This is a genomic window from Cellulomonas wangleii (assembly GCF_018388445.1).
GTDB lineage: Bacteria > Actinomycetota > Actinomycetes > Actinomycetales > Cellulomonadaceae > Cellulomonas > Cellulomonas wangleii.
Window position 1 is genome coordinate 670121 of record NZ_CP074405.1, and the last position, 26932, is coordinate 697052.

Sequence of the window (26932 nt, forward strand, 5' to 3'; positions counted from 1 at the left end):
ATCTGAACGGGTGACCAGGTCTGTTGGCCGGCGTGCCCCGCTCCCACACTGAGCGCCTGCGCCCCATGTTCTGGGCGTGCCGCGGTTGCGCAAGGGAGCGTCATGCGAAGCAGGCTGCGCCGAAAGGCGTTCGAAAGTATCGGTGTCACGGCGGCTGTCGCCGCTCTCGTCGTCGCGCCCATGATCGGCACGTCCCTGTCCTCGGCGAGTGCCGCCGCGCCACCCGTGGTGGTCGTCTCGGCGAACTTCGACGACGGCACGTTGGGTCAGCTGCAGCAGAGCGGCAACCCGACGTTCGGCTACGTCGCGGAGGGCGCGGGGCTCGCGCTGAGCGTCTCGGGCCGCGCGAACGGGTGGGACGCGGTGTCCAGCGCCGAGGGGGTGCTCGAGGCGGGCACGGAGTACACGTTCAGCGCCCGCGTCAGGCTTCCTGCGGGCTCGGCGCCGACGGCGGCGCACTTCACCGGCTTCAACGGCGGGGCGGACGCCGACGCGGTCTACACGTGGGTGGGCGACACCCCGGTCACGGCCGACGCCTGGACGACGGTCACCGGGACGTACACGCTGCCGGCCCGCTCGGTGCCGGCGAAGTCGAAGGTCACCCTGGAGGTCGGTGGCGCGGCTCCGTGGCCGGCCTTCCTCCTCGACGACGTCGTCGTCAGTCGTGCCGCGAGCGGTCCGGCGCCGGTCGACCCGCCCGCGCCGGTCACCGTCCTGAGCTCCGACTTCGAGTCCGGGATCGCGCCCTGGGCCGGCCGCGGCGGCACCGCCGCCGCGACCACGACGGCACGCACCGGCAACGGCGCCATGCTCGTCGCGGGCCGGACGCAGAACTGGCACGGCGCGCAGACGTCCATCAACACCCTGCTGGCCGAGGGCGGCACGTACACGTTCTCCGCCTGGGTCCGGCTCGTCGCGGGCACGGCGCCGACGACCGTCAAGATGACCGTGGCCGACAGCGCGAGCACCTACCCCACGGTGGCGCCGGCGGTCGAGGTCACCGACGCCGCCTGGGTCCTGCTCGAGGGCACGTGGCAGCGCCCGGCCGGGGTCACCGGTGACCTCTACCTCGAGGCCGCGGACGCGACCGCGAGCTTCCTCGTGGACGACATCACCATCGTGGGGCCGCCCGTCGCCGCCGCTCCCGGCGACGGCTGGGTGCCGGACCTCGAGGGCTTCGTCCTCGGCGGTGCGGTCGGCCCGACGACCACGCCCGTCGTCGCGGCGCGTCCCGCCGCCGGTGCGACGGCCACGGCCGCGCTGACCTTCGACGACGGCCCCAACGGTGCCGCGACCGGCGAGCTGCTGGACTTCCTCGCCGCGAACGACGTCGTCGCGACCTTCTGCGTCATCGGGCAGAACGTCCAGGCGCCGGGCGGCGCGGACCTGCTGCGGCGGATCGTGGCGGAGGGGCACACCCTGTGCAACCACGGCACGGGGTACGCGGACATGGGTGGGTGGAGCAAGGCGGACGTCGAGACCGACCTCAAGGCGAACCTCGCCATCATCCGCGGCGCGCTGGGCGACCCGGACGCGCCGGTGCCGTACTTCCGTGCCCCCAACGGGTCGTGGGGCCAGACGGCCGCGGTGGCGGTCGCGCTCGGCATGCAGCCGCTCGCGGTGACCAGCACCATCGCGGACTGGGAGACCCAGGACGTGGCCACCCTGACCGCGAACCTGCGGACGAGCATGCGGGACGGCCAGGTCGTCCTGGTGCACGACGGCGGTGGCGACCGGGCCGGCTCGGTCGCGGCCGCGAGGACCGTGATCGCCGAGCGGCTCGCCGCGGGGTGGGTGTTCACCCTGCCCACCGGTGGTGCGGACGGCTCGTGGGTCCCGTCGCGCAGCATCGACGCGGACTTCGAGGACAGCACGCTGCAGGGCTGGTCGGGCCGTGACAACGGCAGCGGCGCGCCCACGGTCGCGGTCGTCTCGCCGGGCCGTGACTCGCAGTACGCGGCACGGGTCTCGGACCGCGTGAGCCAGGGCCAGGGCCTGCAGCACACGGTCGCGGGCATCTTCGAGCCGGGCGCGACCTACGACGTCTCCGCGTGGATCAAGTTCGAGGGCACCCCGGGCGACGTCAGCCTGAGCGCCCACGTCGAGACCGCCGGGTCGTCGTCGTACCCGAACCTGGTCGCGTTCCCGGGCATGTCGACCGACTGGGTCGAGGTCACCGGCACGTTCACGATGCCGAGCTACACGACGGCGGCCGAGGTGTACTTCGAGACCGCGTGGGCCGGTGGTGCCGCGGGCAACACCTCCACGTTCCTGCTCGACGACCTCCGGTTCACCCAGCGTCCCGACCCGGTCGTCCAGGACCTGCCGTCGCTGCAGGGCGCGATCGACGTGCCGTTCGGCGTGGCCGGCGACTCGCGGGAGACCTTCCGGTCCGCCGCGCAGCTGCTGACCCGGCACTTCTCGCAGGTCACGGCCGAGAACTCGATGAAGCCGGAGGCGTGGTACGTGGGGCGGGAGTTCGTCCCCAGCGCCGACGCCGACGCCCTCATGGACTTCGCCGCGGCGCAGGACCTGCGGGTCTACGGGCACGTGCTGGTCTGGCACGCGCAGACGCCGGCCTGGTTCTTCCAGGACGACGCCGGCAAACCGCTGCCCGTGAACGCGGCGAGCGCGGAGATCGTGCGCGAGAACATGCGCACGCACATCGACGCGATCGCGAAGCACATGGCGACGAGGTACGGGAAGTTCGGCTCGTCGACCAACCCGCTCGTCGCGTGGGACGTCGCCAACGAGGTCGTCTCCGACGACGCCGCGGCGTCGTCGGGCGGGCTGCGGACGTCGAGCTGGTACACGTACCTGGGCGAGGGCTTCCTCGACGACGCGTTCCGGTTCGCCGACGAGGCCTTCAACGGCACCTACGCCGCACCCGGCACGTCACGCCCCGTCACGCTGTTCATCAACGACTACAACAGCGAGCTGCCGGGCAAGCAGGACCGCTACCACGACCTGGTCGAGCGCCTGGTCGACCGGGGTGTCCCGATCGACGGCGTGGGTCACCAGTTCCACGTCTCGCTGTCCCTGCCGGTGACGGCCCTCGGCGACACGCTCGAGCGGTTCTCCGACCTGGGGCTGCAGCAGGCGGTCACGGAGCTCGACGTCACGACCGGGACCCCGCTGACCGAGGCCCTGCTCGTCGAGCAGGGCTACTACTACCGCGACGCGTTCCGCGCGTTCCGGCGGTACGCGGACCAGCTGTTCTCGGTCACGGTGTGGGGCCTGTACGACACGCGCTCGTGGCGCTACAGCAGCGGTGCGCCGCTGGTGTTCGACGAGGGCATGCAGGCCAAGCCCGCGTACCACGGGATCATGGACGGCCGTCTGCCGGCCCGGATCCGCAGCGGCACCGTGTTCGCCGGTGACGTGGCCCTGGACGCCGGCGCGACGTCGCACGTCATGTGGTCGCAGCTGCCCCTGCACGACGTCGACGGCGCGGCCCGCTTCCAGGCCCGCTGGGCGCCCGACCACCTGACCGTGCACGTGCGGGTCCAGGACCGGTTCGACGCGCTCGAGCTGCAGGTCGGCGGGACGACCTACGGGTTCTCCCGCACGGGCACCGGCGACGTGCCGGGCGTCGTGACCGCGACGGCCGACGGCTGGACCGCCGTGGTCCGGGTCCCGGTCGCGGGGACCGAGGGCGGCACGGTCGACTTCGACCTGCGGGTCGTCGACGGGTCCGACGTCGTCGGGTGGAACACCCCGGGCGTGCTGGGCGTGCTGTCGCTGGTCGAGCCGCTGTCGACGGTCGAGGTCGTGGAGGCTGCTGCGGCGCCGGTGGTCGACGGTGACGTGGACGACGTCTGGGCCTCGGCGACGAGCGTCTCGACGGGCACGCAGGTCGAGGGCACGCCGGGGGCCACGGCCACCGTCCGGACCCTGTGGCGGGGCTCGACGCTCTACGTCCTGGCCGACGTGGTCGACGCGACGCCCGACACGTCGTCGAGCAACCCGTACGAGCGGGACTCGGTCGAGATCTTCCTCGACGCGGGCAACGTCAAGAACGCCTCGTACCGGTACGACGACATGCAGGTGCGCATCGACGCGGACGGCGACGTCACGTTCGGCACCGGCGACGAGCCCTTCCAGGCGGCGCGCGTGGTGTCCGAGGTCGCGGAGACGGCGACGGGGTACCGCGTCGAGGCGGCCGTGGGCCTGCTCGACCAGTACAGCGGTCCCGGGACGTTCCACGGCCTGGACCTCCAGGTCAACGACGGGTCGGGCGGTCGACGCACCTCGGTGCGCACGTGGGCCGACCCGACGGGCCGGGCGCACCTGACGCCGCAGCGGTGGGGCGTCGCGCAGCTGGTGGGCGCGGCCACGCCGCCGGTCCAGGACGGTCCGGCGCTGGAGCTGTCCCTGCCGGCGGTCACGGCGGGCGGCACGGTGACGGTGGACCTGGCCGGGTTCCCCGCCGGTGACACGGTGACGGTCGCGCTCGACGCGGGCACCACGGTGCTCGGCTCGGTCGTGGTCGGCCGGGACGGCAGCGCGTCCCTCACGGTCACGGTCCCGCGGACGACGGCGGCGGGGACCTACCGTCTCGTGGCGAGCGTGGGGTCGGTCGTGCTGGCGGAGGGGGTCCTGACGGTCCTCGCGGCACCGACCGACGGTGCGGTGCCCGTGACCCCCGGGGCTGCGGTGCCCGGGACCCCGGCGACACGCCCCGCGGGCGGCACCCTGGCGACCACCGGGACCGGGCTGGGCCTCGGCCTGATGGGTCTGCTCGCCGTGGCGACCGGTTCGGTGCTGCTCGTGGTGCGGCGCCGCGACCGGCTCGGGCGGGAGGTCGCGCGCCCCACGCGCGGCTGACGGACCCGGCTGGGCGGAGCCCCGCCACCCGACCCTCGAGGGCCGGGTGGCGGGGCTTCGTCGTGCCCGGACCCGGTGCGCCTCACTCGAAGGGGCGACGCGGTGGAAAGTTTCGGTCTCGATTCTGCAACCATCTGCCGCCCGATTCCGCCGAAGGCTGGTCGTCTGACCAGTTTGCCGCGTACGGTGGCTAGGCCATACCAGACTTCTGCGCGCAAGGGAGCGTCAATGAGTCCGACCAGGCACCGATCGGTGCTCGAAACTATCGGGGCCGGGGTGGCAGCGACTGCCCTCGTCGCCGCCCCACTCATCGGGCTCGGCTCGGCCGCCGGTGCGGCAGTGGCCGACGAGGTGCTCAGCAGCACGTTCGAGGAGAGCGTGTCGCCCTGGACCGGACGCGGCGCCGCGACGGCCGCCCGGACCACCGACGACGCCCGCACCGGGGACGCGAGCATGCTCGTCTCCGGCCGCACCGCCAACTGGCACGGCGCGTCGACCTCCATCACCTCCCTGTTCGCGAGCGGCGGCACGTACCAGGTGTCGGCCTGGGTCAAGCTCGCGCCCGGCGAGGCGGACACCACGGTCAAGGCGACCGTGGCCGAGACGCCCGAGGCGTGGACCGGCGTGACGCCCGACGTGGCGGTCACCGACGACGAGTGGGTCGAGGTCGCCGGCACCTACACCCGCGCCGCCGGCGTGACCGCCGGTGACCTGTACTTCGAGGCCGCGGGCGAGACCACGAGCTTCCTCGTCGACGACGTCGTCGTCACCGGGCCCCCGTTCGAGGCGACGCCGCCCCCGGGCGACGGCACCGACCTGTCGTTCGACTTCGAGGACGGCTCCCTGAGCGGCTGGGCGCCGCGCGCCACCGGCGACGGGCCCCCGACCGTGACCGTCACGGAGTCCGGCGGGCACGAGTCGGACCGCGCCCTGCGCGTGTCCGACCGTGTCCACCAGGGCCAGGGCGTGCAGTACGACGTCACCGACGTCCTGTCCGCCGGTGCGCCGTACCAGTTCTCGGCGTGGATCCGGTTCGACGGCGAGCCCGGTGCGATGACGCTCAGCGCCCGCACCGAGACCGGCGGGACCAGCACCTACTCCAACCTCGTGTCCATCACCGGTGTCACCGAGGACTGGACGCTCGTGACCGGGAGCTTCTCGCTGCCGGCGTTCGAGACGGCCGCGGAGATCTACCTCGAGACGGCCTGGGACAACGACAACGCCGGCAACACCTCGACGTTCCTCGTCGACGACGTCTCGATCACGAGCCCGACGGTGGCGGTCGAGGACCTGACGCCCCTGCAGGACACCGTGCCGTTCCCCCTGGGCGTCGCGATCGACGACCGGGAGACCCGCGGCGCGCAGAGCGACCTCCTCACGCGGCACTTCGACCAGGTCACGGCCGAGAACCACATGAAGCCGTACGCCTGGTACGCCGCGGACCGCACGTTCGGGATCGCGCCGCAGGCCACCGCGATCATGGACCACGCCGTGGAGAACGACCTGCGCGTCTACGGGCACGTGCTCGTCTGGCACAGCCAGAACCCCGGCCAGACGGACCCGGACCCCGCCACGGGGACGCCCGGGAACCCCGGCTGGTTCTTCTTCGACGACGACGGTGAGCCGCTCACGTCGAGCCCCGAGGACCAGGAGATCCTGCGGGAGCGCCTGGAGACCCACGTCTTCGCCGTCGCGAAGGCGCTGCACGACGAGTACGGGGACTTCGGGTCGGACACGAACCCGCTGGTCGCGTGGGACGTCGTCAACGAGGTCGTGGCCGACGGCGCCGACAACCCCGACGGCCTGCGTCGCTCGGCGTGGTTCAACATCCTGGGCGAGCAGTTCATCGACCTGGCGTTCCGGTACGCCGACGAGGCGTTCAACGAGACGTACGCCGCGCCGGGCTCGGACCGGCCGGTCAAGCTCTTCATCAACGACTACAACACCGAGGAGACGGGCAAGCAGGGCCGGTACTTCGCGCTCGTCGAGCGGCTGCTCGACCGCGGCGTCCCGCTGGACGGCGTGGGGCACCAGTTCCACGTCAGCCTGACGCGGCCGATCGCCGACCTGCGGGCCGCCATCGAGCGGTTCGAGGCGCTGCCCGTCCTGCAGGCCGTCACCGAGCTCGACGTCGCCACCGGTACGCCGGTCACCGACGCCAAGCTCATCGAGCAGGGCTACTACTACCGCGACGCGTTCGACCTGTTCCGCGAGAAGGCGGACTCGCTGTTCTCGGTCACGGTGTGGGGGCTCTACGACAGCCGCAGCTGGGTCAACGACAACGGCGCGCCGTTGCTGTTCGACGACACGCTGACCGGCAAGCCGGCGTACTACGGCGCGGCCGGGCAGGACCTGCCCGCGCCCATCCGGACGGCGGACGTGTTCCGCGGCGAGGTGCCGCTGGACGACGACGCGCTGACGGCCGTCGAGTGGCTGCAGCTGCAGCCGCACCTGCTGGGCGAGGAGGGCGAGAGCGGGTCGTTCCAGCTGCGCTGGTCTCCGACCACGCTCACCGTGCTGCTGGAGGTCGCGGGCGACGCCCCCGGCGTCGAGCTGCAGGTCGGGGACGAGACGTACGCGTTCGCCCGCGACGGCTCGGGTGACGTCCCGGGCGTGGTGTCCGAGACGGACGGCGGCTGGACCGCGGTCATCCACCTGCCCCTCGACGACGCGACCGAGGGCAGCTCCGTGCGGTTCAACGTCGTCGTCGACGGCGGTGCGGGCTGGACGGAGCCCGGGGCGACCGGGATCCTCGCGCTCCTCGAGGAGCTGTCGTACCTCGAGGTGCCGTCCGCCACGGGCGAGGTGCCCGTCATCGACGGTGCCGTCGACGACGCCTGGCAGGGGCTGTCGGCGGTCGTCACCGGCAAGCAGGTCTCCGGGACGGCCACGGCCACGGCCGAGGTCCGCACGCTGTGGGACACGGACCGGCTGTTCGTCCTCATGGAGGTCACGGACCCGGACATCGACCTGACCGCGACCCAGCCCTGGGAGCAGGACTCGGTCGAGATCTACGTCGACGCCGGCAACGCCAAGAACGGCACCTACCTGCCGACGGACATGCAGCTGCGCATCAACGCCGACAACGCCGTCTCGTTCGGCAACGGGCCCGCCACCCAGGTGGAGCGCGTGACGTCGGCGACGGCGCGCACGGAGACCGGCTACGTCGTCGAGGTCGCGATCGACATGCTCGACCTCGGCATCGAGGACTCGGTGCACGGCCTGGACTTCCAGGTCAACGACGCCGCGGGCGGCGCCCGCATCGGCACCACCAACTGGGCCGACGCGACGAACCAGGGCTACCAGTCGACCGCCCACTGGGGCGTCGGCCGGTTCGTCGCAGCCGAGCCCGCCCCGGGCCCGGCGACCGGGGTGCCGACGGCGCCCGTGCTGTCCCACGACAACTGGGACAAGGACGGGACGTTCACCGTGCTGTCGTCGATGTGGTGGGGGCAGAACGCCCACACGCTGACGCTGCGGGAGAACGGCGTGGACATCGCCACGAAGCGGGTCGTCGACGCGACCCCCGGCGCGCAGATCGTGCCGTTCGAGGTGACCGGCCGGGTCGACGGCACCTACCGCTACGAGGTCGTCGCGACCAACCAGCACGGCTCCACGACGAGCCGGGCGATCACGGTCAAGGTCGTCGCCGCGAAGCCCGGCGTGCCGGTCGTCCTGCACGACAACTGGGACGGCAACGGCACCTACACCGTGTCGATGCACATGTGGTGGGGCACGAACGCCACCACGTACCGGCTGTACGAGGACGGCGTCCTGGTCGACACCCAGGCGCTGTCCCCGAACGGTCGCAACGCGCAGCACGCGGGCACCCTGCTCGAGGGCAGGAAGCGGGGTGTGCACCGCTACACGGTCGAGCTCTCCAACGAGGCGGGCACGACGCGCAGCGCGACCGTGCCCGTGATCGTCTGGCGATGACCGTCCCACGCGTCCGCGCGCGGACGTCCCCCCGGGTGTGGTGCTGGTCGTGGCGCCACCCCGGGGCACGCCAGACGCTGCTGCGGCGCTGACCCGCAGCAGCGGGCCGGGGTGACACGTCACCTCACCCCGGCCACCCGGAGCCCCGCCGGCTGATCCCCCCCGACAGCCGGCGGGGCTCCGCCGTGCCCGGAGCGCGCCGCGGCGGACGTCCGCCCGGCGGGCGCGGTGCGCCGCTACGGTGGCGCCCGTGACCGACGCCCGCCCGCTCGTCGACGAGTCCGACGCGACCCCCGCCCCGCACCGCCCGGCGACCGAGGGGGCGTCCCCGTCCGACGCGCCGACGGACCGTGCCGGCGCCGCCCTGCCCGGCGACCCCGGGCCGGAGCCGCTGGCCGTCACCCGGCTGGTGGCCGTCGCGCTCGACGAGGACCTCGGCCCCGCTCCCGGCCGCGACGTCACCACGCAGGCCACCGTGGACCCGCAGGCCCGGGGCCGTGCGGACGTGGTCGCGCGGGACGCCGGCGCGATCGCCGGGCTCGTCGTCGTGCCGGAGGTGCTCGACCAGGTCGCCGACCGGCTGGGTCTGCCGCGGGCGACCGTCACGTGGCACGTCCACGACGGCACCGTGGTCGACGCGGGCACGGTCCTGGCGACCGTCGAGGGCCCGACGCACGTGCTGCTCGTCGCGGAGCGCACGCTGCTCAACCTCGTGTCGCGGGCCTCGGGCGTCGCGACCCACACGTACCGCTGGACGCAGGCGCTGACGGGGACGGGTGCGCAGGTGCTCGACACCCGCAAGACCACGCCCGGTCTGCGGGCGCTGGAGAAGTACGCCGTGCGCTGCGGCGGCGGCACCAACAAGCGCATGGGGCTGTACGACGTGGCGATGGTCAAGGACAACCACGTGGTGGCCGCCGGGTCCGTGGCCCGGGCCGTGCGCGCGGTGCGCGAGCGGTTCCCCGACGTGGCGGTGCAGGTCGAGGTGGACCGGCCCGAGCAGGCCGACGAGGCCCTGGACGCCGGCGCCGACTTCCTGCTGCTCGACAACATGGACACCGCGACGCTGACGGCCACGGTCGCGGCGGTCCGGGCGCGCACGGCCGGCGTCGGGCACGTCGACCTCGAGGCCACGGGCAACCTCACGCTCGACCGGGCGCGGGAGGTCGCGCTCACCGGCGTGGACTACCTGTCCGTGGGCGCGCTCACCCACTCGTCGCCCGTCCTCGACGTCGCGCTCGACCTGGACCCCCGGTCCGTGACCGTGGCCACGCAGGGCCTGCCGGCCGCCGGTGCGCCCGTGTCCCGCCCCTAGAATCATCGGGTGAGCGCACGCACCGAACCCACCCCCGCGACGCCTGTCGTCGAGACCCCCGTGGACGACGTCCCCGAGCAGATGCGGGTGCGGCGGGCCAAGCGCGAGCGGCTGATCGAGCAGGGTGTCGCCCCCTACCCGGTCTCGGTGCCGCGCACGCACACCATCGCCGAGGTCCGCGAGGGCCACCCGGACCTCGAGCCGGGCACCGAGACGGACGACGTCGTCGGCGTCGCCGGGCGGGTCGTGTTCCTGCGCAACACGGGCAGGCTCGCGTTCGCCACGCTGCAGGACGGTGCGGGCACGCGCCTGCAGGCGATGCTCAGCGAGAAGGAGGTCGGTGCCGAGGCGCTCGCGGCGTTCAAGGCCGACGTCGACCTGGGTGACCACGTCTTCGTCCACGGCCGCGTGATCGCCTCGCGCCGCGGTGAGCTGAGCGTGATGGCGGACGAGTGGCGCATGGCAGCCAAGTCCATCCGCCCGCTGCCGAACCTGTACGAGGGCACGGAGATGTCCGAGGAGGCGCGGGTCCGTCAGCGTTATGTCGACCTGATCGTCCGTCCCGGCGCGCGCGAGATGGTGCGGCTGCGTTCGGCCGTCGTGCGGTCGCTGCGCGAGAACTTCTATCGCCGCGGATTCCTCGAGCTCGAGACGCCGATGCTCCAGGTGCGCCCGGAAGGTGCGGCGGCGCGGCAGTTCGAGACGCATATGAATGCTTTCGACATGGATCTCTACCTGCGCATCGCACCCGAGCTGTTCCTCAAGAGGGCGGCCGTCGGCGGCGTCGAGAAGGTCTTCGAGATCAATCGGAACTTCCGTAACGAAGGCGTTGACTCGACGCACTCCCCGGAGTTCGCGATGCTCGAGGCGTACGAGGCCTACGGCGACTACGACACCATGGCGGCGCTCACGCAGGACCTGGTGCAGACCGCCGCGCGGGACGCGCTCGGCACGACCGTCGTGACGCTGGCCGACGGCACCGAGTACGACCTGGGCGGGCAGTGGACCTCCCTGACGATGTACGGCTCGCTCTCCGAGGCCCTGGGCGAGGAGATCACGCACGACACGTCCGACGAGCGCCTGCTGGCCCTGCTGGACGCCGCCGACGTCGAGCTGGCGCCCGCCCAGCGCAACCACGGCAAGATGGTCGAGGAGCTCTGGGAGCACCACGTCGGCTCGACCCTCTGGGCGCCCACGTTCGTGCGGGACTTCCCGGTGGAGACGTCCCCGCTGACGCGCGACCACCGCACCGAGCGCGGCCTGGTGGAGAAGTGGGACCTGTACGTGCGCGGCATGGAGCTGGCCACCGCCTACTCCGAGCTGGTCGACCCGGTCGTGCAGCGCGAGCGCTTCGAGGCGCAGGCCCTGCTGGCCGCCAAGGGCGACGACGACGCGATGCGGATCGACGAGGACTTCCTCGCCGCGATGGAGCACGCCATGCCCCCGTCGGGCGGCATGGGGATGGGCATCGACCGCCTCCTGATCGCCATGACCGGGCAGGGCATCCGCGACACCATCGTCTTCCCGCTCGTGAAGCCGCAGGCCTGAGCCTGCGTGAAGGAGAACCTGTGAACGGCTGGGGTGCAGTTCTGGCGGCGTTGCTGCCGTCGGTGGGTGTGGGTCTGATCTTCTGGTTCGCGATGCGTGCGATCGTCAACGCGGACCGTTCCGAGCGGCAGGCGGTTGCCCGCATGGAGGCGGAGAACGAAGGGCCGGGTACGGGATCCTGAGAATGTGCTCCGGGGTTTGACGCGAACAATCCCGGGTGGGACAGTGATCCCGTCAGCAATTTCCCCATGCCCGGGAGCATTCCATGGCACAGAAGGTGCAGGTCCTGCTGGTCGACGACGTCGACGGCGGGACGGCGGACGAGACGGTCACGTTCGGTCTCGACGGCGTGACGTACGAGATCGACCTCACGTCCGACAACGCCGCCAAGCTGCGCGACGCGCTCGCGCAGTGGGTCGGGAACGCGCGCAAGGTGAGCGGTCGCTCGGCCGGCCGTTCGACGGCTCGGTCCTCGGCCACCTCCTCGTCGCGCACCGCGCGGTCGAACGAGGCCCAGGAGATCCGCGAGTGGGCCAAGGCCAACGGCTACCAGGTCTCGGAGCGGGGTCGCATCTCCGCCGAGGTCAAGAAGGCCTACGACGACGCCCACTGAGCGTCGTCGGGCGCGTCACGTCGGGGGGCGTGACGCATGACGAAGGGGCCGGCACCGCGAGGTGCCGGCCCCTTCGTCGTCGCGGTCAGGCCGGGCGGTCGACCGTCAGGTCGCGGGCGGCCGCGTACTGCTCGCGCACGACCGGCGTGGGCTCACCCGTCATGACCTCGGCGCCGGACGACGCGGACCACGCCGGGGGAGCGTCCTGCCCGGACAGCACCCAGGCCGCCTGGCGGGCGGCGCCGTCGGCCACGTACTCGCCGGGCGTCGGCACCTGCACGTCCACGCCCATGATCGACGGGATGATCCGTCGCACGGCCTCGGACTGCGCACCGCCGCCGATGAGGAAGACGCGCTCCACCGGGACGCCCACGGCGCGCATCGCGTCGATGCCGTCGGCGAGCGAGCAGAGCATGCCCTCGACAGCCGCGCGCGCGACGTGCGCGGGCGTCGTGTTGGCCAGGCGCATGCCGTGCAGGGCGCCGGTGGACAGCGGCTTGTTCGGGGTGCGCTCGCCCTCGAGGTAGGGGATGTGCACGAGGCCGTCGGCGCCCGCGGGGGCGGACAGTGCGAGCTCCGACAGGCCCGGGTGGTCGACGCCGAGCATCCGGCAGGCCGCGTCGAGCACGCGCGACGCGTTGAGCGTCACCGCGAGCGGCAGGTAGGAGCCGGTCGCGTCCGCGAACCCGGTGACCAGGCCGGTGCCGTCGGCGATGGGCGCGGCGGAGATGGCCGAGACCACGCCCGACGTCCCGAGGGACACCGCGACGTCACCCGGCAGCAGGCCGAGCGCGAGGGCGGCCGCGGCGTTGTCGCCGGCGCCCGGGCCCAGGACGGGCTTCTTCTCGAACATGGGGGCGACGGGTCCGGCCTCGTTGGCCGCGAGCACGCGCGGCAGGCGCGGCACGCTGCCCAGGGCCATCTCGAGCAGGTCGGGGCGGTAGTCCTCCGTGATCGGCGACCAGTAGCCGGTGCCCGACGCGTCGGACCGGTCCGTGACCAGCCCGTCGAACCCGACCTCCGCCATGCCGCCCGCGAGCTTCCAGGTCAGCCAGTCGTGGGGGAGCGCCACGGCCGCGACGCGTGCGGCGTTCTCCGGCTCGTTGTCGCGCAGCCAGCGCAGCTTGGTGATCGTCAGCGACGCGACGGGCACCGAGCCGACGGCGTCGGCCCACGCCTGCGCCCCGGCGGCGGGGTCACCGTCGCCGAGCTCGGCGATGAGGTCGACCGCCGCCTGCGCCGAGCGCGTGTCGTTCCACAGCAGCGCCTCGCGGATCACCTCGCCGTCGGCGTCGAGCACGACCATGCCGTGCTGCTGCCCGCCGACCGAGATCGCCTCGACGTCGTCGAGGCCGCCCGCGTCCGCGATGGCCGCCTGCAGGGCGTCCCACCAGTGGTGCGGGTGCACCTCGGTGCCTTCCGGGTGCCTGGCGCGGCCCTGCCGGACCAGCTCACCGGTCTGCGCGTCGCGCACGACCACCTTGCACGACTGTGTGGACGAGTCCACACCTGCCACGAGCGTCATCGCGTGTGCTCCCTTGCCGAGGGTGCCCGGCCTGCCGGGCGCTGGGTGTCCGAGGGGTGACGTCCCGCGGCCCGATCGGACGTCGGGGCCGGGGACGGGCGACGCCCGGGGAGCGCGAGGCTCCCCGGGCGTCAGGTGAGGCTGGGTCAGCCGCGCGCGCCCATGGCGTGCTCGACCGCGAGCTGGTTGAGGCGCACGAAGCCGTAGCCGTGCTTGGCCACGCCCTCGACGTCGAAGTCCTCGAACGCGGAACGGTCCGCGAGGAAGTCGGCGAGCGACTCGCCCTCGTTCAGCGTGGGCTTCGCGAGCTCGAAGACACCGGCGGCCTCCATGGCCTCCTGGACCTCGGGGTCGGCGCGGAACGCCTGCGCCCGCTCCTTGAGCAGGATGTACGTCGACATGTTGGCGGCGGCCGAGGCCCACACGCCGTCGAAGTCCTCGGTGCGCGAGGGCTTGTAGTCGAAGTGGATCGGGCCGTCGTACTTGGGGCCGCCGCTGGGGAAGCCGTTCTCGACGAGGTCGACCGTCGCGAACGCGGAGAACAGGTCGCCGTGGCCGAAGACCAGGTCCTGGTCGTACTTGATGCCGCGCTGGCCGTTGAGGTCGATGTGGAAGAGCTTGTCCGCCCACAGCGCCTGCGCGAGGCCCGTCGTGTAGTTCAGGCCGGCCATCTGCTCGTGGCCCGTCTCCGGGTTGAGGCCGACGATGTCGCCGTGCTCGAGCTTGGCGATGAGGCCGAGCGCGTGCCCGATCGTCGGGAGCAGGATGTCGCCGCGGGGCTCGTTGGGCTTGGGCTCGATCGCGATGCGCAGGCCGTAGCCCTTCTCCTTGATGTACGCGGCGACGGTGTCGATGCCGTCGGCGTACGCCTGGTGCGCGGCGTACAGGTCCTTGGCGGAGTCGTACTCGGCGCCCTCGCGGCCGCCCCACATCACGAACGTGTCGGCGTCGAGCGACGCGGCGAGGTCGACGTTGCGCAGGATCTTGCGCAGCGCGTAGCGACGCACACGGCGGTCGTTCGAGGTGAACGCGCCGTCCTTGAAGATCGGGTGCGTGAACGTGTTGGTCGTGACCATCTCGACCGTGATGCCGGTCTCGGCCAGCGCGCCGCGGAAGCGGTCGAGGATCTTCTCGCGCTCGGCGTCCGAGGAGCCGAAGGGCACCACGTCGTCGTCGTGGAAGGTCACGTGCGCGGCGCCGAGCTCGGCGAGCTTGTGCACGGACTCGACCGGGTCGAGCCACGGACGGGTCGCCGCGCCGAACGGGTCCTGCGCGTTCCATCCGACCGTCCAGAGGCCGAACGAAAACTTGTCTTCGGGGGTGGGCTTGCGAACCATGGAGGCCTCCGCGTCGAGGGGGCCGGGCGCTCGGCTGTCGAGCGACCGGGTTTTGTTCTCGGGATGAATTTATCCCCGGAGGTCGGTAGGGTCAAGCCATGCCGACGGTGGATGAGGTGCCGGGTGCCGCAGTGCACGCCGCCGCCCCGGTGACCCCGCACGACGCCCTCGGCACGGTCCCCGTCGTCGTCGGTGGACGTCCCCGGACCCGCCAGGGGCGGGCCGCGGAGCAGGTGCCCGACCCGTCGCGGGCCGCCCGCCAGGCGCAGATGCGGGCCCACAACCTGTCCGTCGCGCTGGGGCAGGTCGTCGACGCGACGTCGGCGCCGTCCCGCGCGCAGATCGCCGCCGCCACCGGGTTGTCCCGCGGCGCCGTCACCAGCCTCGTGGACGTGCTCATCGAGGCGGGGCTGGTGCGCGAGCTGGCACCCGTCGCCGCCGCGCGCGCCGGACGCCCCGCCGTGCCGCTGGCCCCGACGTCCGGCCGTGTCGCGGGCGTCGGCATGGAGGTGAACGTCGACTACCTGGGGCTGCGCGCCGTCGACCTCGCCGGGGGCGTCCTGGTCGAGACCGTCGAGCGCGTGGACCTGCGCGGCAGCGACCCGGACGAGGCGCTCGACAGGCTGGCGGCGCTCGCCGCGCCGGTCCTGGTCGCGCTCGCGGCCGACGGCGTCCGCGTGGCCGGCACCGCGCTGGCGCTGCCCGGCCTCGTCGACCGCATCACCGGGCCGCTGCGCTACGCCCCCAACCTCGGCTGGCGGGACGTCGACGTCGTCGCGCGCCTCGCCGCCCACCCCGTGCTCGCCGAGCTGCCGCCGCGCGTCGCCAACGAGGCCAACCTCGCCGCCCGGGCCGAGGCGCACGCCCGGCGCGGCGCGGTCGCCCCGTCATTCCTCTACGTGTCCGGCGAGGTCGGCGTCGGTGGTGCGCTCGTGCTCGACGGCGAGATCTTCCTCGGCCGGCACGGGTGGAGCGGGGAGATCGGGCACGTCGTCGTCGACGGCGGCCCCGGCGGGGCGCACCCCGTCTCGCTCGAGCAGCACGTCGGCCAGGACGCCATCGCGCGCGCCGCGGGCCTCGCGGCGGGTGCACCGTTCGCCGAGGTCGTCGCCGCCCTGGCCGCGGGTGACGCCCGCGCCCGCGACGCCGTCCGCGACGCCGCGCGCTGGCTGGGGCTCGCGGTGGCGACGGTCGCCAACGTCGTCGACGTCAGCGAGATCGTCCTGGGCGGGACGTTCGGGCGCGTGTTCGACCACGTGCACGACGTCGTCAGCGAGACGCTGGCCGACCGCGTGATCTTCTCCGACTGGTCGTCGCCGTCGGTGACGCGCGCGGCCGCGGGCGACTACCCGGCGATGACGGGGGGTGCGCTGGCGGTGCTGCGCACGGTCGTGGCGGACCCGACCGTCTGGTTCGCCCCCGCGACGAGCTGACGCCACGGCCCGTCCCGAGCGCTGAGTCGCGCGCCCGACGTCCCGGTGGGTGGGACGAGGGGCAGGTGGCTGACGTCGGCGGTGGGTGGCCGGACGTGGGCGACGGGTCGACGTGGGGCGGCGTTCCCCTGCCCCGCCCGCGCCCCGCTGCGTAAGGTCGCGGCGTGAGCGCGACGACACCCCTGTGGATCGGCACCTTCCCGCACGCCGGCATCGGCACGCAGGCCGGGCTCGGCGAGGGCGTGTGGCGGGTCGACCTCGACGCCACGACCGGCGGGCTGGGTGCGCCCCGGCTCGTCGTCGAGACGCCTGCACCGACGTTCGTCGCGACGCACCCCGGTGGGCGGTGGCTGTACGCCGTGGGGGAGAGCGACCCCGGGTCGGTGACGGCCTTCGAGATCGACGCCGACGGCGGCCTGACCCCGCGCGCCACGGTCGCGTCGGGCGGCGTCGCGCCCTGCCACCTGCTCGTCGTCGACGACGAGCTGTACGTCGCGAACTACGTCGACGGCGTGCTGGGCGTGGTGCCGCTGACGCCCGACGGCGGCTTCGCCCCCGACGTGGTCGCGTCCGGCCGGCCCGCGCAGACGTTCGACCACGCGGGCACCGGCCCGGACCCCGACCGCCAGGAGGGTCCGCACGCCCACTTCGTCGCGCTGACGCCCGACCGCCGGCACGTCCTGGTCGCCGACCTCGGCACCGACGAGCTGCGCCGGTACGCCCGCGCCGCGGACGGTCGTCTCACCCCGGACGGCGTCGCGGCCGCCCTGCCGCCGGGCACGGGACCGCGGCACGTCGCCTTCTCGGCCGACGGCGGCCGGCTCCACGTCGTGGGCGAGCTCGACGCGTCCGTGCACGTGCTGGACTGGCACGCGGGGTCGGCGACCGGGACCGGGCTGCAGCGTGTCCCGGCGGTGCCCGAGGCCGAGGCGGCCGACGGCGTGCGCCGCTCGCCGTCGCACGTGCTGCTCGACGGCGACCGGCTGCTGCTGGGCGTGCGCGCCCTCGGCCTGCGGGGCCCGGACGCGGTGAGCACGTTCGACGTCCGCCCCGGCGGCACCCTCGGCGCGCCGGTCACGCACCCGCTGAGCGGCCCGACGCCCCGCCACCTGGCCGTGGTGCACGGGTGGACCGTCGTGGCGCTGCAGGACGCGCACGCACTCGTCGTGCACGACGCGCACGGTGCGCAGGTGGCGCGGGTCGACCTGCCGTCGCCGGCCTGCGTCGTGCCGGTGGTGGTGCGCTGACGCCGGGCCGGCGGACCGTCGCCCGCGGGGTAGCGTCGCGCCCGGTGGCCGCACCGGCCACGTGCGACGAAGGAGCCCGCATGTCCCGTCCCGAGGTCGTCCCCACCGCAGCCGCCGGAGCGCTCGCGTGACCGCCCCCGCCGGTGGTCCGCGGCTGACCTCGCAGCGGGTGTGGGCGACGCTGGCCCGCCAGGCGTTCGTCGTCGTCGGCATGGTGAACCGCCGCGGCGAGGGCCGCAGCGTCGGGGTCAGCCCCGCGGTCGACGGGGACCACGTGTGGTTCGCGGCGCACGGGACCGACTGGAAGGTCGACCACCTGCGCCACCAGCCGGAGGTGTCGCTCACGGTGCCCGTCCGCCGCGGTGGCGTGCTGGCGCTCGTCGCGCCGATCCCGCCCGCGACGATCACCTGCCGGGCCACCGCGCAGGTGCTGCCCGTCGACCGGGCTCCCGCGGCCGTGCGCCGGCGCCTGCTGATGGGCCAGGACGCCGAGAAGGCGGCCGCGGCCGGGACGGTGATGGTCCGCCTGACGCCGCACGGCGACTTCGTGACGTACGGCCTCGGGGTGTCGCTGCGCACCATGCTCGACACCGAGCGCGCCCGCGGTCGCGTCCCCGTCGCCCGCGGCTGAGCGCGCCGCACCGGCCGTATCGCGGCGCGCCCGAGGACCCGCAGGACGCCGCAGCGGCCCGCGGGTCACAATGGGGCCGTGACCCCCGAGAGAGCGCCCCGCGTCGCCATGCTCTCGGTGCACACGTCGCCGCTCGACCAGCCCGGCACGGGCGACGCCGGCGGCATGAACGTGTACGTCCTGGAGCTGGCGCACGCGCTCGCGGCCCGGGGCGCGCGCGTCGAGGTCTTCACCCGCGCCACCCGGTCCGACGTCCCCGAGACGGTCGTGCTCGACGGCGTCGACGCGGACGGGCGCCCGCTGTCCCCGGAGGCGTCGCGCGACGTCCTGCTCGCCGACGTCGTGCCCGCCGGTGTCACCCCGCCCGTGCTGGTGCACCACGTGCCCGCCGGACCATTCGAGGCGCTCGACAAGAACGACCTGCCCGGTGTCCTGTGCGGCATGGCCGCCGGCGTGCTGCGCTCCGAGGCCGCGCGCCGGCCCGGCTGGTACGACGTCGTGCACTCGCACTACTGGCTCTCCGGCCAGGTCGGCGCGATCGCGGCGCAGCGGTGGGAGGTGCCGCTGGTCCACACCGCGCACACGCTCGCCAAGGTGAAGAACCTCAGCCTGGGGCCGGGTGACGTCCCGGAGCCGAGCGTCCGGGTGGTCGGCGAGGAGCAGGTCGTCGCCGACGCCGACGCCCTCATCGCGTCCACCCCGGTGGAGGCGCGCGAGCTCGTCGAGCTGTACGACGCGGACCCCGCGCGGGTGCACGTCGTGGAGCCCGGCGTCGACCTCGACCGGTTCCGCCCCGGTGCGCCCGGTGCGCGGGACGCCGCCCGGCGTCACCTCGGCCTGCCGACCGACCGCCCGGTCGTGCTCTTCGCCGGCCGCGTGCAGCCGCTCAAGGCGCCCGACGTGCTGGTGCGCGCGGTCGGGGAGCTGCGCGCGAGCGGCCGGCCGGTGCCGCTGCTCGTGGTGCTCGGCGGGCCGTCGGGGCGCCCCACCGCGGTGCGCGAGCTGCGAGCGCTCGCCGTCACCCTCGGCGTCGAGGACGACGTCGTGGTCCGTCCGCCCGCCCCGCGCGACGAGCTCGCCGCCTGGTACCACGCGGCCGACCTCGTGGCGATGCCGTCGCGCTCCGAGTCCTTCGGGCTGGTCGCCGTCGAGGCGCAGGCATGCGGGACGCCGGTCCTCGCGGCCGACGTCGGCGGCCTGCGCACGGTCGTCGACGACGACGTGTCCGGGCGCCTCGTGCCCGGTCACGACCCGCTGGTCTGGGCGGACGCGATCGCCGGCGCGCTCGCGGACGACGCGCGGCGCGCCCGCTGGTCCGCCGGCGCGCGCCAGGTGGCCGAGCGGTACGCGTGGTCCACGGCGGCCGACCAGGTGCTCAAGGTCTACGCGGTCGCGGCCGAGCCGACGCGCTGACCCGCCGCCCGCAGGGACGGACGTCCCTGCGGGTCCCGGCGGCCTGCGGCAGGATGGGAGGCATGACCTACACCCTCGTGCTGCTCCGCCACGGCGAGAGCGAGTGGAACGCCAAGAACCTGTTCACCGGTTGGGTGGACGTGCCCCTGTCGGAGAAGGGCGTCGAGGAGGCCAAGCGCGGCGGCACCCTGCTGACCGACGCGGGCGTGCTCCCGGACGTCGTGCACACGTCGCTGCTGCGCCGCGCGATCACCACCGCGAACTACGCGCTCGACGTCGCCGACCGCCACTGGATCCCCGTCAAGCGCTCGTGGCGCCTCAACGAGCGCCACTACGGCGCGCTGCAGGGCAAGAACAAGAAGGAGACGCTCGAGCAGTACGGCGAGGAGCAGTTCATGCTCTGGCGTCGTTCGTACGACGTCCCGCCGCCGGAGATCGAGCTGGGCTCCGAGTACTCGCAGGACGCGGACCCGCGCTACGCGGGCGAGCCGATCCCGCGCACGGAGGCCCTCGCGCAGGTCCTCGACCGCGCGCTGCCGTACTGGGACGCGGAGATCGTGCCCGACCTCAAGGCCGGCAAGACGGTCCTCGTCGCCGCGCACGGCAACTCGATCCGCTCGATCGTGAAGTACCTCGACGACATCGACGAGCAGACCATCGCCGGCATCAACATCCCCACGGGCATCCCGCTGCTGTACGAGCTGGACGAGGAGACCCTCAAGCCCGTCACGAAGGGCGGCACGTACCTCGACCCCGAGGCCGCCAAGGCCGCCATCGCCGCGGTCGCCAACCAGGGTCGCTGACCCCGCCGGCACGCACGAGAGGCGCCCGCCCCCTCCCCGGGACGGGCGCCTCGTGCGTGCGGGAACAGGTCCCGCGCTCGTGGGTGCGGTCAGGCGCCGCGCACCGCGGCCGGGTCCAGCGCGTCCGCCACGTCACCGGTGACGAGGTAGACCATGCGCCGCGCCACGGACACGCCGTGGTCGCCGAACCGCTCGTAGTACCGCCCGAGCAGCGTGACGTCCACGGTCTCCTGTGCCGAGCGGCTCCACGGGCCGGACAGCATGGCCGTGAACGTTCCGGCGTGCAGCTCGTCGAGCAGGTCGTCGTCCTGCTGGATGGACTCCGCCAGCGCCATGTCCCGGGTGCCCAGCAGCGTGGTGACGCGCTGCGCGACGCGCACGGCGGCGTCCTGCATCTGCGTGAACGTCTCCACGAGGTCCGACGGCACGGCGACGACCGGGTAGCGGGCGCGCGCCACCTGGGCGACGTGACGGGCCAGGTCGCCCATGCGCTCCAGCGACGCGCTCATCCGCAGGGCCGAGACGACGACGCGCAGGTCCGTGGCCACGGGCTGCTGCTGCGCGAGCAGCCGGACGCACCGCTCGTCGAGGTCGCGCTCCAGCGCGTCGATCGCGAGGTCGTCCGCGATCACGGACTCGGCGAGCCGGAGGTCGGCGGTGAGCAGCGCGACGCCCGCGTTGCTGATGGCCTGCTCGACCCGTCCGCTCATGGTGACCAGGTCCTGACCGAGCTGGGTGAGCTCGGCCTCGAAGATGTCCCGCATGTGCTCCCTCTTCTCGGGCGGTGTGGCGGCCCACACGTTCGCACGCGCCGGTGAACGACCGACACCCGCCAGGTGAACGCGCGGCGGCGTTTCGGCGTCCGGGTGCGACGGCGGAGTCGCGGGCGCCTCGACCCGGCCTAGTGTGGCGGTCGTGGACTGGATCGTGGAAGGCGGCCCGCTGGTCGTCGGCGTCGTCGGCGTGCTCGTGGGGGCGGTGGCCGTCGCGGCGTTCCGGTGGAGCGAGCGCGAGCAGCGCACGGTGCCGCCGCAGCCCCGGCCCGAGCTCGAGGACGGGCTGGTGCGGACCCTGGCGGTGCTGCGGTCGGCGGCGGTCGTCCTCGACGCGGAGGACCGCGTGGTGCGGGCCAGCCCGCCGGCGCACGCGCTGGGCCTGGTGCGCGAGGGTCACCTGGTGCACGCGGCCATGCGGGACATGGTGGGCGCGGTGCGCCGCGACGGCGTCATCCGCGACGAGGAGCTCGAGGTGCCGCGCGGGCCCGTCGGCCCGGCGCGGCTGCTGCTGCAGGTGCGCGTCGCGCAGGTGACCCCCGAGCACGTGCTGCTGCTCGCGGAGGACCTCACCCAGGCGCGCCGGCTCGAGGCGATCCGCCGGGACTTCGTCGTCAACGTGTCGCACGAGCTCAAGACGCCCGTCGGTGCGCTGTCGCTGCTGGCCGAGACGGTGCACGACGCCGCCGACGACCCCGAGGCGGTCCGCCGCTTCAGCAGCCGGATGCAGACCGAGGCGGCGCGGCTGTCGGCGCTGGTGCACGAGATCATCGAGCTGTCGCGGCTGCAGGTGGCCGGCGCGCTGGAGGACGTCACCACGGTCGCGGTCGACGACGTCGTGGCCGAGGCGGTCGACCGCACGCGCACGGTGGCCGACGCCAAGCGTGTGCGGGTCGTGGCCGGCGGGGACCGGGACGTGACCGTCTACGGCGACCGCAACCTCCTGGTGACTGCCGTGCGCAACCTGCTGGACAACGCCGTCACGTACTCGCCCTCGGGCGCCCGGGTCAGTGTCGGCGTCCGCCGCGACGGTGACCTGGTCGAGATCGCGGTGGTCGACGAGGGCATCGGCATCGCCGCCGCGGACCAGGACCGGGTGTTCGAGCGGTTCTACCGGGTGGACCCCGCGCGCTCGCGCGACACCGGCGGCACCGGGCTGGGACTGTCGATCGTCAAGCACGTGGCCGCGGACCACGGCGGTGACGTGTCGGTGTGGTCGCAGCCCGGTCGCGGCTCGACGTTCACGCTGCGCCTGCCCGTCGCCGACGCCCGCGGCCTGCCCCGGCCCTCCACCACCCCCGACGCCCCGAGGAGCACCCCGTGACCCGCATCCTGCTCGTGGAGGACGAGGAGTCCTACCGCGACCCGCTGTCCTACCAGCTGGGCCGGGAGGGCTACGACGTCGTCACCGCGGCGACGGGCCCCGAGGCGCTCGAACGGTTCGCGGAGCACGGCGCGGACCTCGTCCTGCTCGACCTCATGCTCCCGGGCCTGCCCGGGACGGAGGTCTGCCGGCGGCTGCGTCTGGAGTCCGACGTGCCGGTCATCATGCTCACCGCGAAGGACGACGAGATCGACAAGGTCGTCGGCCTGGAGCTCGGCGCCGACGACTACGTCACCAAGCCGTACTCGTCGCGTGAGCTGCTGGCGCGGATCCGGGCGGTGCTGCGCCGCCGGGAGCCGGTGGCCCGTGCGACCGGCGACGGGGACGACGACGGCGTGCTGGAGGTCGGCACGGTCCGCATGGACGTCGACCGGCACACGGTGCACGTCGATGGCGAGCTCGTCCCGTTCCCGCTCAAGGAGTTCGAGCTGCTGGAGATGCTGCTGCGCAACGCGGGCCGGGTGCTGACCCGCGGGCAGCTCATCGACCGGGTGTGGGGCTCCGACTACGTCGGGGACACCAAGACGCTCGACGTCCACGTCAAGCGCATCCGCGCGAAGATCGAGGCCGACCCGTCGAACCCCACGCTCCTGACGACCGTGCGCGGGCTCGGCTACAAGCTGTCGGACGGCTCCGTGGAGTGACGCGGGCCACGCCGCGGCCCACCGCCGCCGCGTCTGGTCGACGAGCGTTCACCCGGGGTTCACCCGGAGCCGCCGGTGCGGTCACCTGCGGTCCCTACCGTCGGCGTCGGCCGCGCACCGACCGGTGCGCGCGGACCGACAGGACGGGACACAGTGAAGCTCACTCCCCACAGCCGTAGCGGTGCGTTGATCCTCGCGGGGACGGCGCTCGCGCTGACGCTCGCCGCGTGCAGCTCCGGGTCCTCCGCGGAGGGCGGCGACGGGCTCAGCGGCCCGCTGGCCGCCGCGGGCGCCTCCTCGCAGGAGAAGGCGGTCGCCGGCTGGATCGCCGGGTTCAACGACACGTACCCCGACGTGGCCGTCAGCTACGACGCCGTCGGGTCGGGCGGCGGGCGCGAGCAGTTCCTGGCCGGGGCCGTCCAGCTCGCGGGTTCCGACGCCGCCCTGAAGGACGACGAGCTCGCGGCGGCGTCCGAGCGCTGCGAGGGCGGCGAGGCCCTGGAGCTGCCGCTCTACATCAGCCCCATCGCGGTCGTGTACAACCTGCCCGACCTCGACACCGAGCACCTGCAGCTGTCGGCGGCGACGCTCGCGAAGATCTTCGACCGCAAGATCACGACGTGGGACGACCCGGCGATCGCGGCGGAGAACCCCGGTGTCACGCTGCCGTCGACCGCGATCATCCCGGTCAACCGCTCGGACGAGTCCGGCACCACCGAGAACTTCACCGAGTACCTCGAGGCGGCGTCGGGCGGCGCCTGGCCCCACGAGGCCTCGGGCGACTGGCCGCTGTCCGGCGGGCAGTCGGGCCAGGGCACGCAGGGCGTCATCGACACCGTCTCCGGCGCGAAGGGGGCCATCGGCTACGCCGACGCCTCGCGCGCCGGTGACCTGGGCACCGTCGCGCTGAAGGTCGGCGACGCGTACGTGCCGGTCTCGGCCGAGGCCGCCGCGAAGGTCGTCGACGCGTCGCCGCGCGCCGAGGACGCGACGGACAAGCGCCTGGTCGTCGAGCTGGACCGCACGACCACCGAGGCGGGCGCCTACCCGCTCGTCCTGGTCTCGTACGCCATCGCGTGCTCCACGTACGCCGACGAGGCGGACGCCGCCAAGGTCAAGGCGTACCTGACGTACGTCGCCAGCACCGAGGGCCAGGAGCGGGCGGCCGACCCGACCGTCGCCGGGTCCGCGCCGATCTCGGACGGGCTGCGCACCGAGGTCCAGGCGGCCATCGACTCGATCACCGGCCCCTGACGTCCGACCCGCACCGCCGCACGACCAGCACCACCCGCACCACCCGCACCTCCCGGGCACTGCGACGACGCCGTCCCGGACCGGGCACCACGCCCGCTCCGGGACGCCGCCCCGCGGTGCTCCCACCCTCCCCGACCGATGGAGCAGCCGTGGCTGTGACCACCACCCCACCCCCGCGCGACGCGGCACCGCAGGCGCGCACCGACGCGGCCGAGGCCGTGCGCGCGGCGTCCACCGGACGTCTCGCCGGCCGCGTCTTCGCCGGCCTGTCCACCGGCGCGGGCATCCTCATCCTCGTGACGCTGGCGGCCGTCGCGGTCTTCCTGGTCGCCCGGGCGTGGCCGGCGCTGACCGCGTCCCGCGAGGAGCTCGACGCGATCTCCTGGTTCTCCGGCGGCTCCGTCCTGGAGTACGTCGGGCCGCTCGTCTTCGGCACGCTGCTCGCGTCGCTGCTGGCGCTGGTGATGGCCGTGCCGGTGTCCGTGGGCATCGCGCTGTTCATCTCGCACTACGCGCCGCGCCGCCTGGCCCAGGGCCTGGGCTACCTCATCGACCTGCTCGCCGCGATCCCGTCGGTCGTCTACGGCCTGTGGGGTGCGCTCTGGCTGATCGGCCGGCTCGACCCCGTGTTCGCCTGGGTGTCGACGAACCTCGGCTTCATCCCCTTCTTCGCGGACTACCAGGCGCCCGCCAAGAACATCATGTCGGCCTCCGTGGTGCTGGCCGTGATGATCCTGCCGATCATCACGGCGGTGTCGCGCGAGGTGTTCCTGCAGACCCCGCGCCTGCACGAGGAGGCGTCGCTCGCGCTGGGCGCGACCCGCTGGGAGATGGTGCGCCAGGCGGTGCTGCCGTTCGGGCGCTCCGGCGTCATCAGCGCCTCGATGCTCGGCCTGGGTCGCGCGCTGGGCGAGACGATGGCCGTGCTCATGGTCATCTCGCCCGGGTTCCTGTTCTCGTTCTTCCTGCTCAAGCCGGGCCAGCAGCAGACCATCGCCGCGAACATCGCCTCGAAGTTCCCGGAGGCCAGCGGGCTGAGCGTCAGCGTGCTGGTCGCCACGGGCCTGGCGCTGTTCGTCATCACCTTCGTCGTCAACTTCGTCGCGCGCTGGATCATCGCGCGGCGTGCCGAGTTCTCGGGAGCCAACTGATGACCGTCGACGCGCCCGCCGCCCCGGCGGGCCTGCTCACGGGGGACGCGCACCGGCGGCTGCCGCGGTGGAGCACGTGGGCGTTCGCCGGCGGCTCGCTGGCCGTGTCCCTCGTCGTGCTGCTCGCGACGGGCTCGGCGTCCACGCCGGGCGTCGTCGTCCTGGGGGCCGTGCTGTTCGTCCTCGTCTCGAGCATCACCTCCCGCGTCGTCGAGGGGCCCCGCCGTGCCGCCGACCGCCTGGCCACCACGCTGGTGACCGGCGCCTTCCTGCTGGCGCTCGTCCCGCTGGTCTCGCTGGTGCTGCTGGTCGTGACGCGCGGGTCGGACGCGTTCGGCTGGGAGTTCCTCACCACCGACATGGTCGGCGTCTTCGGGGAGATGACGTCCGGCGGCATCCGCCACGCGCTCATCGGGACGCTGCTGGTGACCGCCGCGGCGGCCGCCATCTCGGTGCCGATCGGCCTGCTCACCGCCATCTACCTGGTGGAGTACGGGCGCGGGCCGCTCGCGCGCGGCATCACGTTCCTCGTCGACGTCATGACCGGCATCCCGTCGATCGTCGCGGGCCTGTTCGCGTTCGCGCTGTTCACGCTGGTCATGGGCCCGGCGTACCGCTCGGGGGTCATGGGTGCCGTCGCGCTGGCGCTGCTCATGACGCCCGTCGTCATCCGCTCCGTCGAGGAGATGCTGCGCCTGGTGCCGCACGAGCTGCGCGAGGCGTCGTACGCGCTGGGCGTGCCCAAGTGGCTGACGATCGTCAAGGTCGTGCTGCGCACCGCCGCCGCCGGCATCGTCACCGGCGTGATGCTGGCCGTCGCCCGCGTCATCGGGGAGACCGCCCCGCTGCTCCTCACGGTGGGCCTGATCACCCAGGTCAACACCGACCTGTTCGAGGGGCGCATGGCGACGCTGCCCGTGTTCGCCTACCGGCAGTACGAGCAGGGCGGCACCGGCATCGACCGGGCGTGGGCCGCCGCGCTCACCCTCATCCTCGTCGTCATGCTCCTCAACCTCGTGGCCCGGCTCGTCAGCCGCTGGTTCGCCCCGAAGGGCGCCCGCTGACAGCGGGCCCGCACCGACCTCCCAGGAAGGATCC

General features: G+C 73.7%; 19 protein-coding genes. 16 read left to right on the forward strand and 3 right to left on the reverse strand.

Going from position 1 to position 26932, the window contains the following annotated elements; all coding sequences use genetic code 11:
* The first annotated feature begins 102 nt into the window (after positions 1-102).
* From KG103_RS03305 to KG103_RS03330, 6 genes are all read left to right on the forward strand, one after another.
* Positions 103-4827 (forward strand): endo-1,4-beta-xylanase, encoded by a 4725-nt coding sequence (locus KG103_RS03305; protein ID WP_207378775.1) that lies wholly within the window; start codon positions 103-105, stop codon positions 4825-4827.
* A 276-nt stretch (positions 4828-5103) separates the two neighbouring features.
* Positions 5104-8763, forward strand: a complete 3660-nt coding sequence (locus KG103_RS03310; RefSeq protein ID WP_207340445.1) for an endo-1,4-beta-xylanase — start codon at positions 5104-5106, stop codon at positions 8761-8763.
* A gap of 364 nt (positions 8764-9127) precedes the next feature.
* Complete coding sequence (nadC, locus tag KG103_RS03315) at positions 9128-10078, forward strand: carboxylating nicotinate-nucleotide diphosphorylase (protein ID WP_207340789.1); 951 nt, start codon at positions 9128-9130, stop codon at positions 10076-10078.
* Between the two features lie 81 nt (positions 10079-10159).
* The gene (gene lysS, locus KG103_RS03320) at positions 10160-11626 is read left to right on the forward strand and encodes a lysine--tRNA ligase (protein ID WP_207801299.1); all 1467 of its coding nucleotides are present in this window, start codon (positions 10160-10162) and stop codon (positions 11624-11626) included.
* A 20-nt stretch (positions 11627-11646) separates the two neighbouring features.
* A complete protein-coding gene (locus KG103_RS03325) occupies positions 11647-11808 on the forward strand; it encodes a hypothetical protein (RefSeq protein WP_177199668.1) in 162 nt (53 codons plus the stop codon).
* An 83-nt stretch (positions 11809-11891) separates the two neighbouring features.
* Positions 11892-12239 (forward strand): histone-like nucleoid-structuring protein Lsr2, encoded by a 348-nt coding sequence (locus tag KG103_RS03330; protein WP_207340446.1) that lies wholly within the window; start codon positions 11892-11894, stop codon positions 12237-12239.
* Between the two features lie 85 nt (positions 12240-12324).
* Here KG103_RS03330 and xylB read toward each other — a convergent pair whose 3' ends face one another.
* Entirely contained in the window at positions 12325-13764 is a 1440-nt protein-coding gene (gene xylB / locus KG103_RS03335; protein WP_207340447.1) for a xylulokinase, read from the reverse strand.
* A 146-nt stretch (positions 13765-13910) separates the two neighbouring features.
* A complete protein-coding gene (gene xylA, locus KG103_RS03340; protein ID WP_207340448.1) occupies positions 13911-15101 on the reverse strand; it encodes a xylose isomerase in 1191 nt (396 codons plus the stop codon).
* A 98-nt stretch (positions 15102-15199) separates the two neighbouring features.
* Between xylA and KG103_RS03345 the strand changes: the two genes are divergently transcribed.
* The 5 genes from KG103_RS03345 (at position 15200) to KG103_RS03365 (ending at position 20628) form a co-directional block, all read left to right on the forward strand.
* Entirely contained in the window at positions 15200-16534 is a 1335-nt protein-coding gene (locus tag KG103_RS03345; RefSeq protein WP_242635843.1) for an ROK family transcriptional regulator, read from the forward strand.
* Between the two features lie 164 nt (positions 16535-16698).
* The gene (locus KG103_RS03350) at positions 16699-17781 is read left to right on the forward strand and encodes a lactonase family protein (protein WP_207340449.1); all 1083 of its coding nucleotides are present in this window, start codon (positions 16699-16701) and stop codon (positions 17779-17781) included.
* A 127-nt stretch (positions 17782-17908) separates the two neighbouring features.
* Positions 17909-18412: a pyridoxamine 5'-phosphate oxidase family protein gene (locus KG103_RS03355; protein WP_207340450.1), complete on the forward strand. Its 504-nt coding sequence runs from the start codon at positions 17909-17911 to the stop codon at positions 18410-18412.
* A gap of 78 nt (positions 18413-18490) precedes the next feature.
* Complete coding sequence (locus tag KG103_RS03360; protein ID WP_207340451.1) at positions 18491-19825, forward strand: glycosyltransferase; 1335 nt, start codon at positions 18491-18493, stop codon at positions 19823-19825.
* A gap of 62 nt (positions 19826-19887) precedes the next feature.
* The gene (locus tag KG103_RS03365; protein ID WP_207340452.1) at positions 19888-20628 is read left to right on the forward strand and encodes a phosphoglyceromutase; all 741 of its coding nucleotides are present in this window, start codon (positions 19888-19890) and stop codon (positions 20626-20628) included.
* 89 nt (positions 20629-20717) lie between these two features.
* Here the strand turns inward: KG103_RS03365 and phoU are convergent, their stop codons facing one another.
* Positions 20718-21392 (reverse strand): phosphate signaling complex protein PhoU, encoded by a 675-nt coding sequence (phoU, locus tag KG103_RS03370; RefSeq protein ID WP_207340453.1) that lies wholly within the window; start codon positions 21390-21392, stop codon positions 20718-20720.
* 151 nt (positions 21393-21543) lie between these two features.
* Between phoU and KG103_RS03375 the strand changes: the two genes are divergently transcribed.
* From KG103_RS03375 to pstA, 5 genes are all read left to right on the forward strand, one after another.
* On the forward strand, positions 21544-22725 hold the full coding sequence (locus tag KG103_RS03375; RefSeq protein WP_207340454.1) for a sensor histidine kinase: 1182 nt from the start codon (positions 21544-21546) through the stop codon (positions 22723-22725).
* The gene (locus KG103_RS03380) at positions 22722-23429 is read left to right on the forward strand and encodes a response regulator transcription factor (RefSeq protein WP_207340455.1); all 708 of its coding nucleotides are present in this window, start codon (positions 22722-22724) and stop codon (positions 23427-23429) included. The genes KG103_RS03375 and KG103_RS03380 overlap by 4 nt, the downstream gene beginning before the upstream one ends.
* 153 nt (positions 23430-23582) lie before the next feature.
* Entirely contained in the window at positions 23583-24683 is a 1101-nt protein-coding gene (gene pstS, locus KG103_RS03385) for a phosphate ABC transporter substrate-binding protein PstS (protein WP_207340456.1), read from the forward strand.
* 155 nt (positions 24684-24838) lie between these two features.
* The gene (pstC, locus tag KG103_RS03390) at positions 24839-25834 is read left to right on the forward strand and encodes a phosphate ABC transporter permease subunit PstC (protein ID WP_372434891.1); all 996 of its coding nucleotides are present in this window, start codon (positions 24839-24841) and stop codon (positions 25832-25834) included.
* Positions 25834-26898, forward strand: a complete 1065-nt coding sequence (gene pstA / locus KG103_RS03395) for a phosphate ABC transporter permease PstA (protein WP_207340458.1) — start codon at positions 25834-25836, stop codon at positions 26896-26898. The genes pstC and pstA overlap by 1 nt, the downstream gene beginning before the upstream one ends.
* Positions 26899-26932 lie beyond the last annotated feature (34 nt).

What these genes read in the sequence shown, in the direction of transcription:
- xylA (WP_207340448.1), bottom strand. Translation starts at nt 15,101, where the DNA reads ATGGTTCGCAAGCCCACCCCCGAAGACAAGTTTTCGTTCGGCCTCTGG.
- xylB (WP_207340447.1), bottom strand. Translation starts at nt 13,764, where the DNA reads ATGACGCTCGTGGCAGGTGTGGACTCGTCCACACAGTCGTGCAAGGTG.
- phoU (WP_207340453.1), bottom strand. Translation starts at nt 21,392, where the DNA reads ATGCGGGACATCTTCGAGGCCGAGCTCACCCAGCTCGGTCAGGACCTG.
- KG103_RS03305 (WP_207378775.1), top strand. Translation starts at nt 103, where the DNA reads ATGCGAAGCAGGCTGCGCCGAAAGGCGTTCGAAAGTATCGGTGTCACG.
- KG103_RS03330 (WP_207340446.1), top strand. Translation starts at nt 11,892, where the DNA reads ATGGCACAGAAGGTGCAGGTCCTGCTGGTCGACGACGTCGACGGCGGG.
- KG103_RS03345 (WP_242635843.1), top strand. Translation starts at nt 15,200, where the DNA reads ATGCCGACGGTGGATGAGGTGCCGGGTGCCGCAGTGCACGCCGCCGCC.
- pstA (WP_207340458.1), top strand. Translation starts at nt 25,834, where the DNA reads ATGACCGTCGACGCGCCCGCCGCCCCGGCGGGCCTGCTCACGGGGGAC.
- KG103_RS03365 (WP_207340452.1), top strand. Translation starts at nt 19,888, where the DNA reads ATGACCTACACCCTCGTGCTGCTCCGCCACGGCGAGAGCGAGTGGAAC.
- lysS (WP_207801299.1), top strand. Translation starts at nt 10,160, where the DNA reads ATGCGGGTGCGGCGGGCCAAGCGCGAGCGGCTGATCGAGCAGGGTGTC.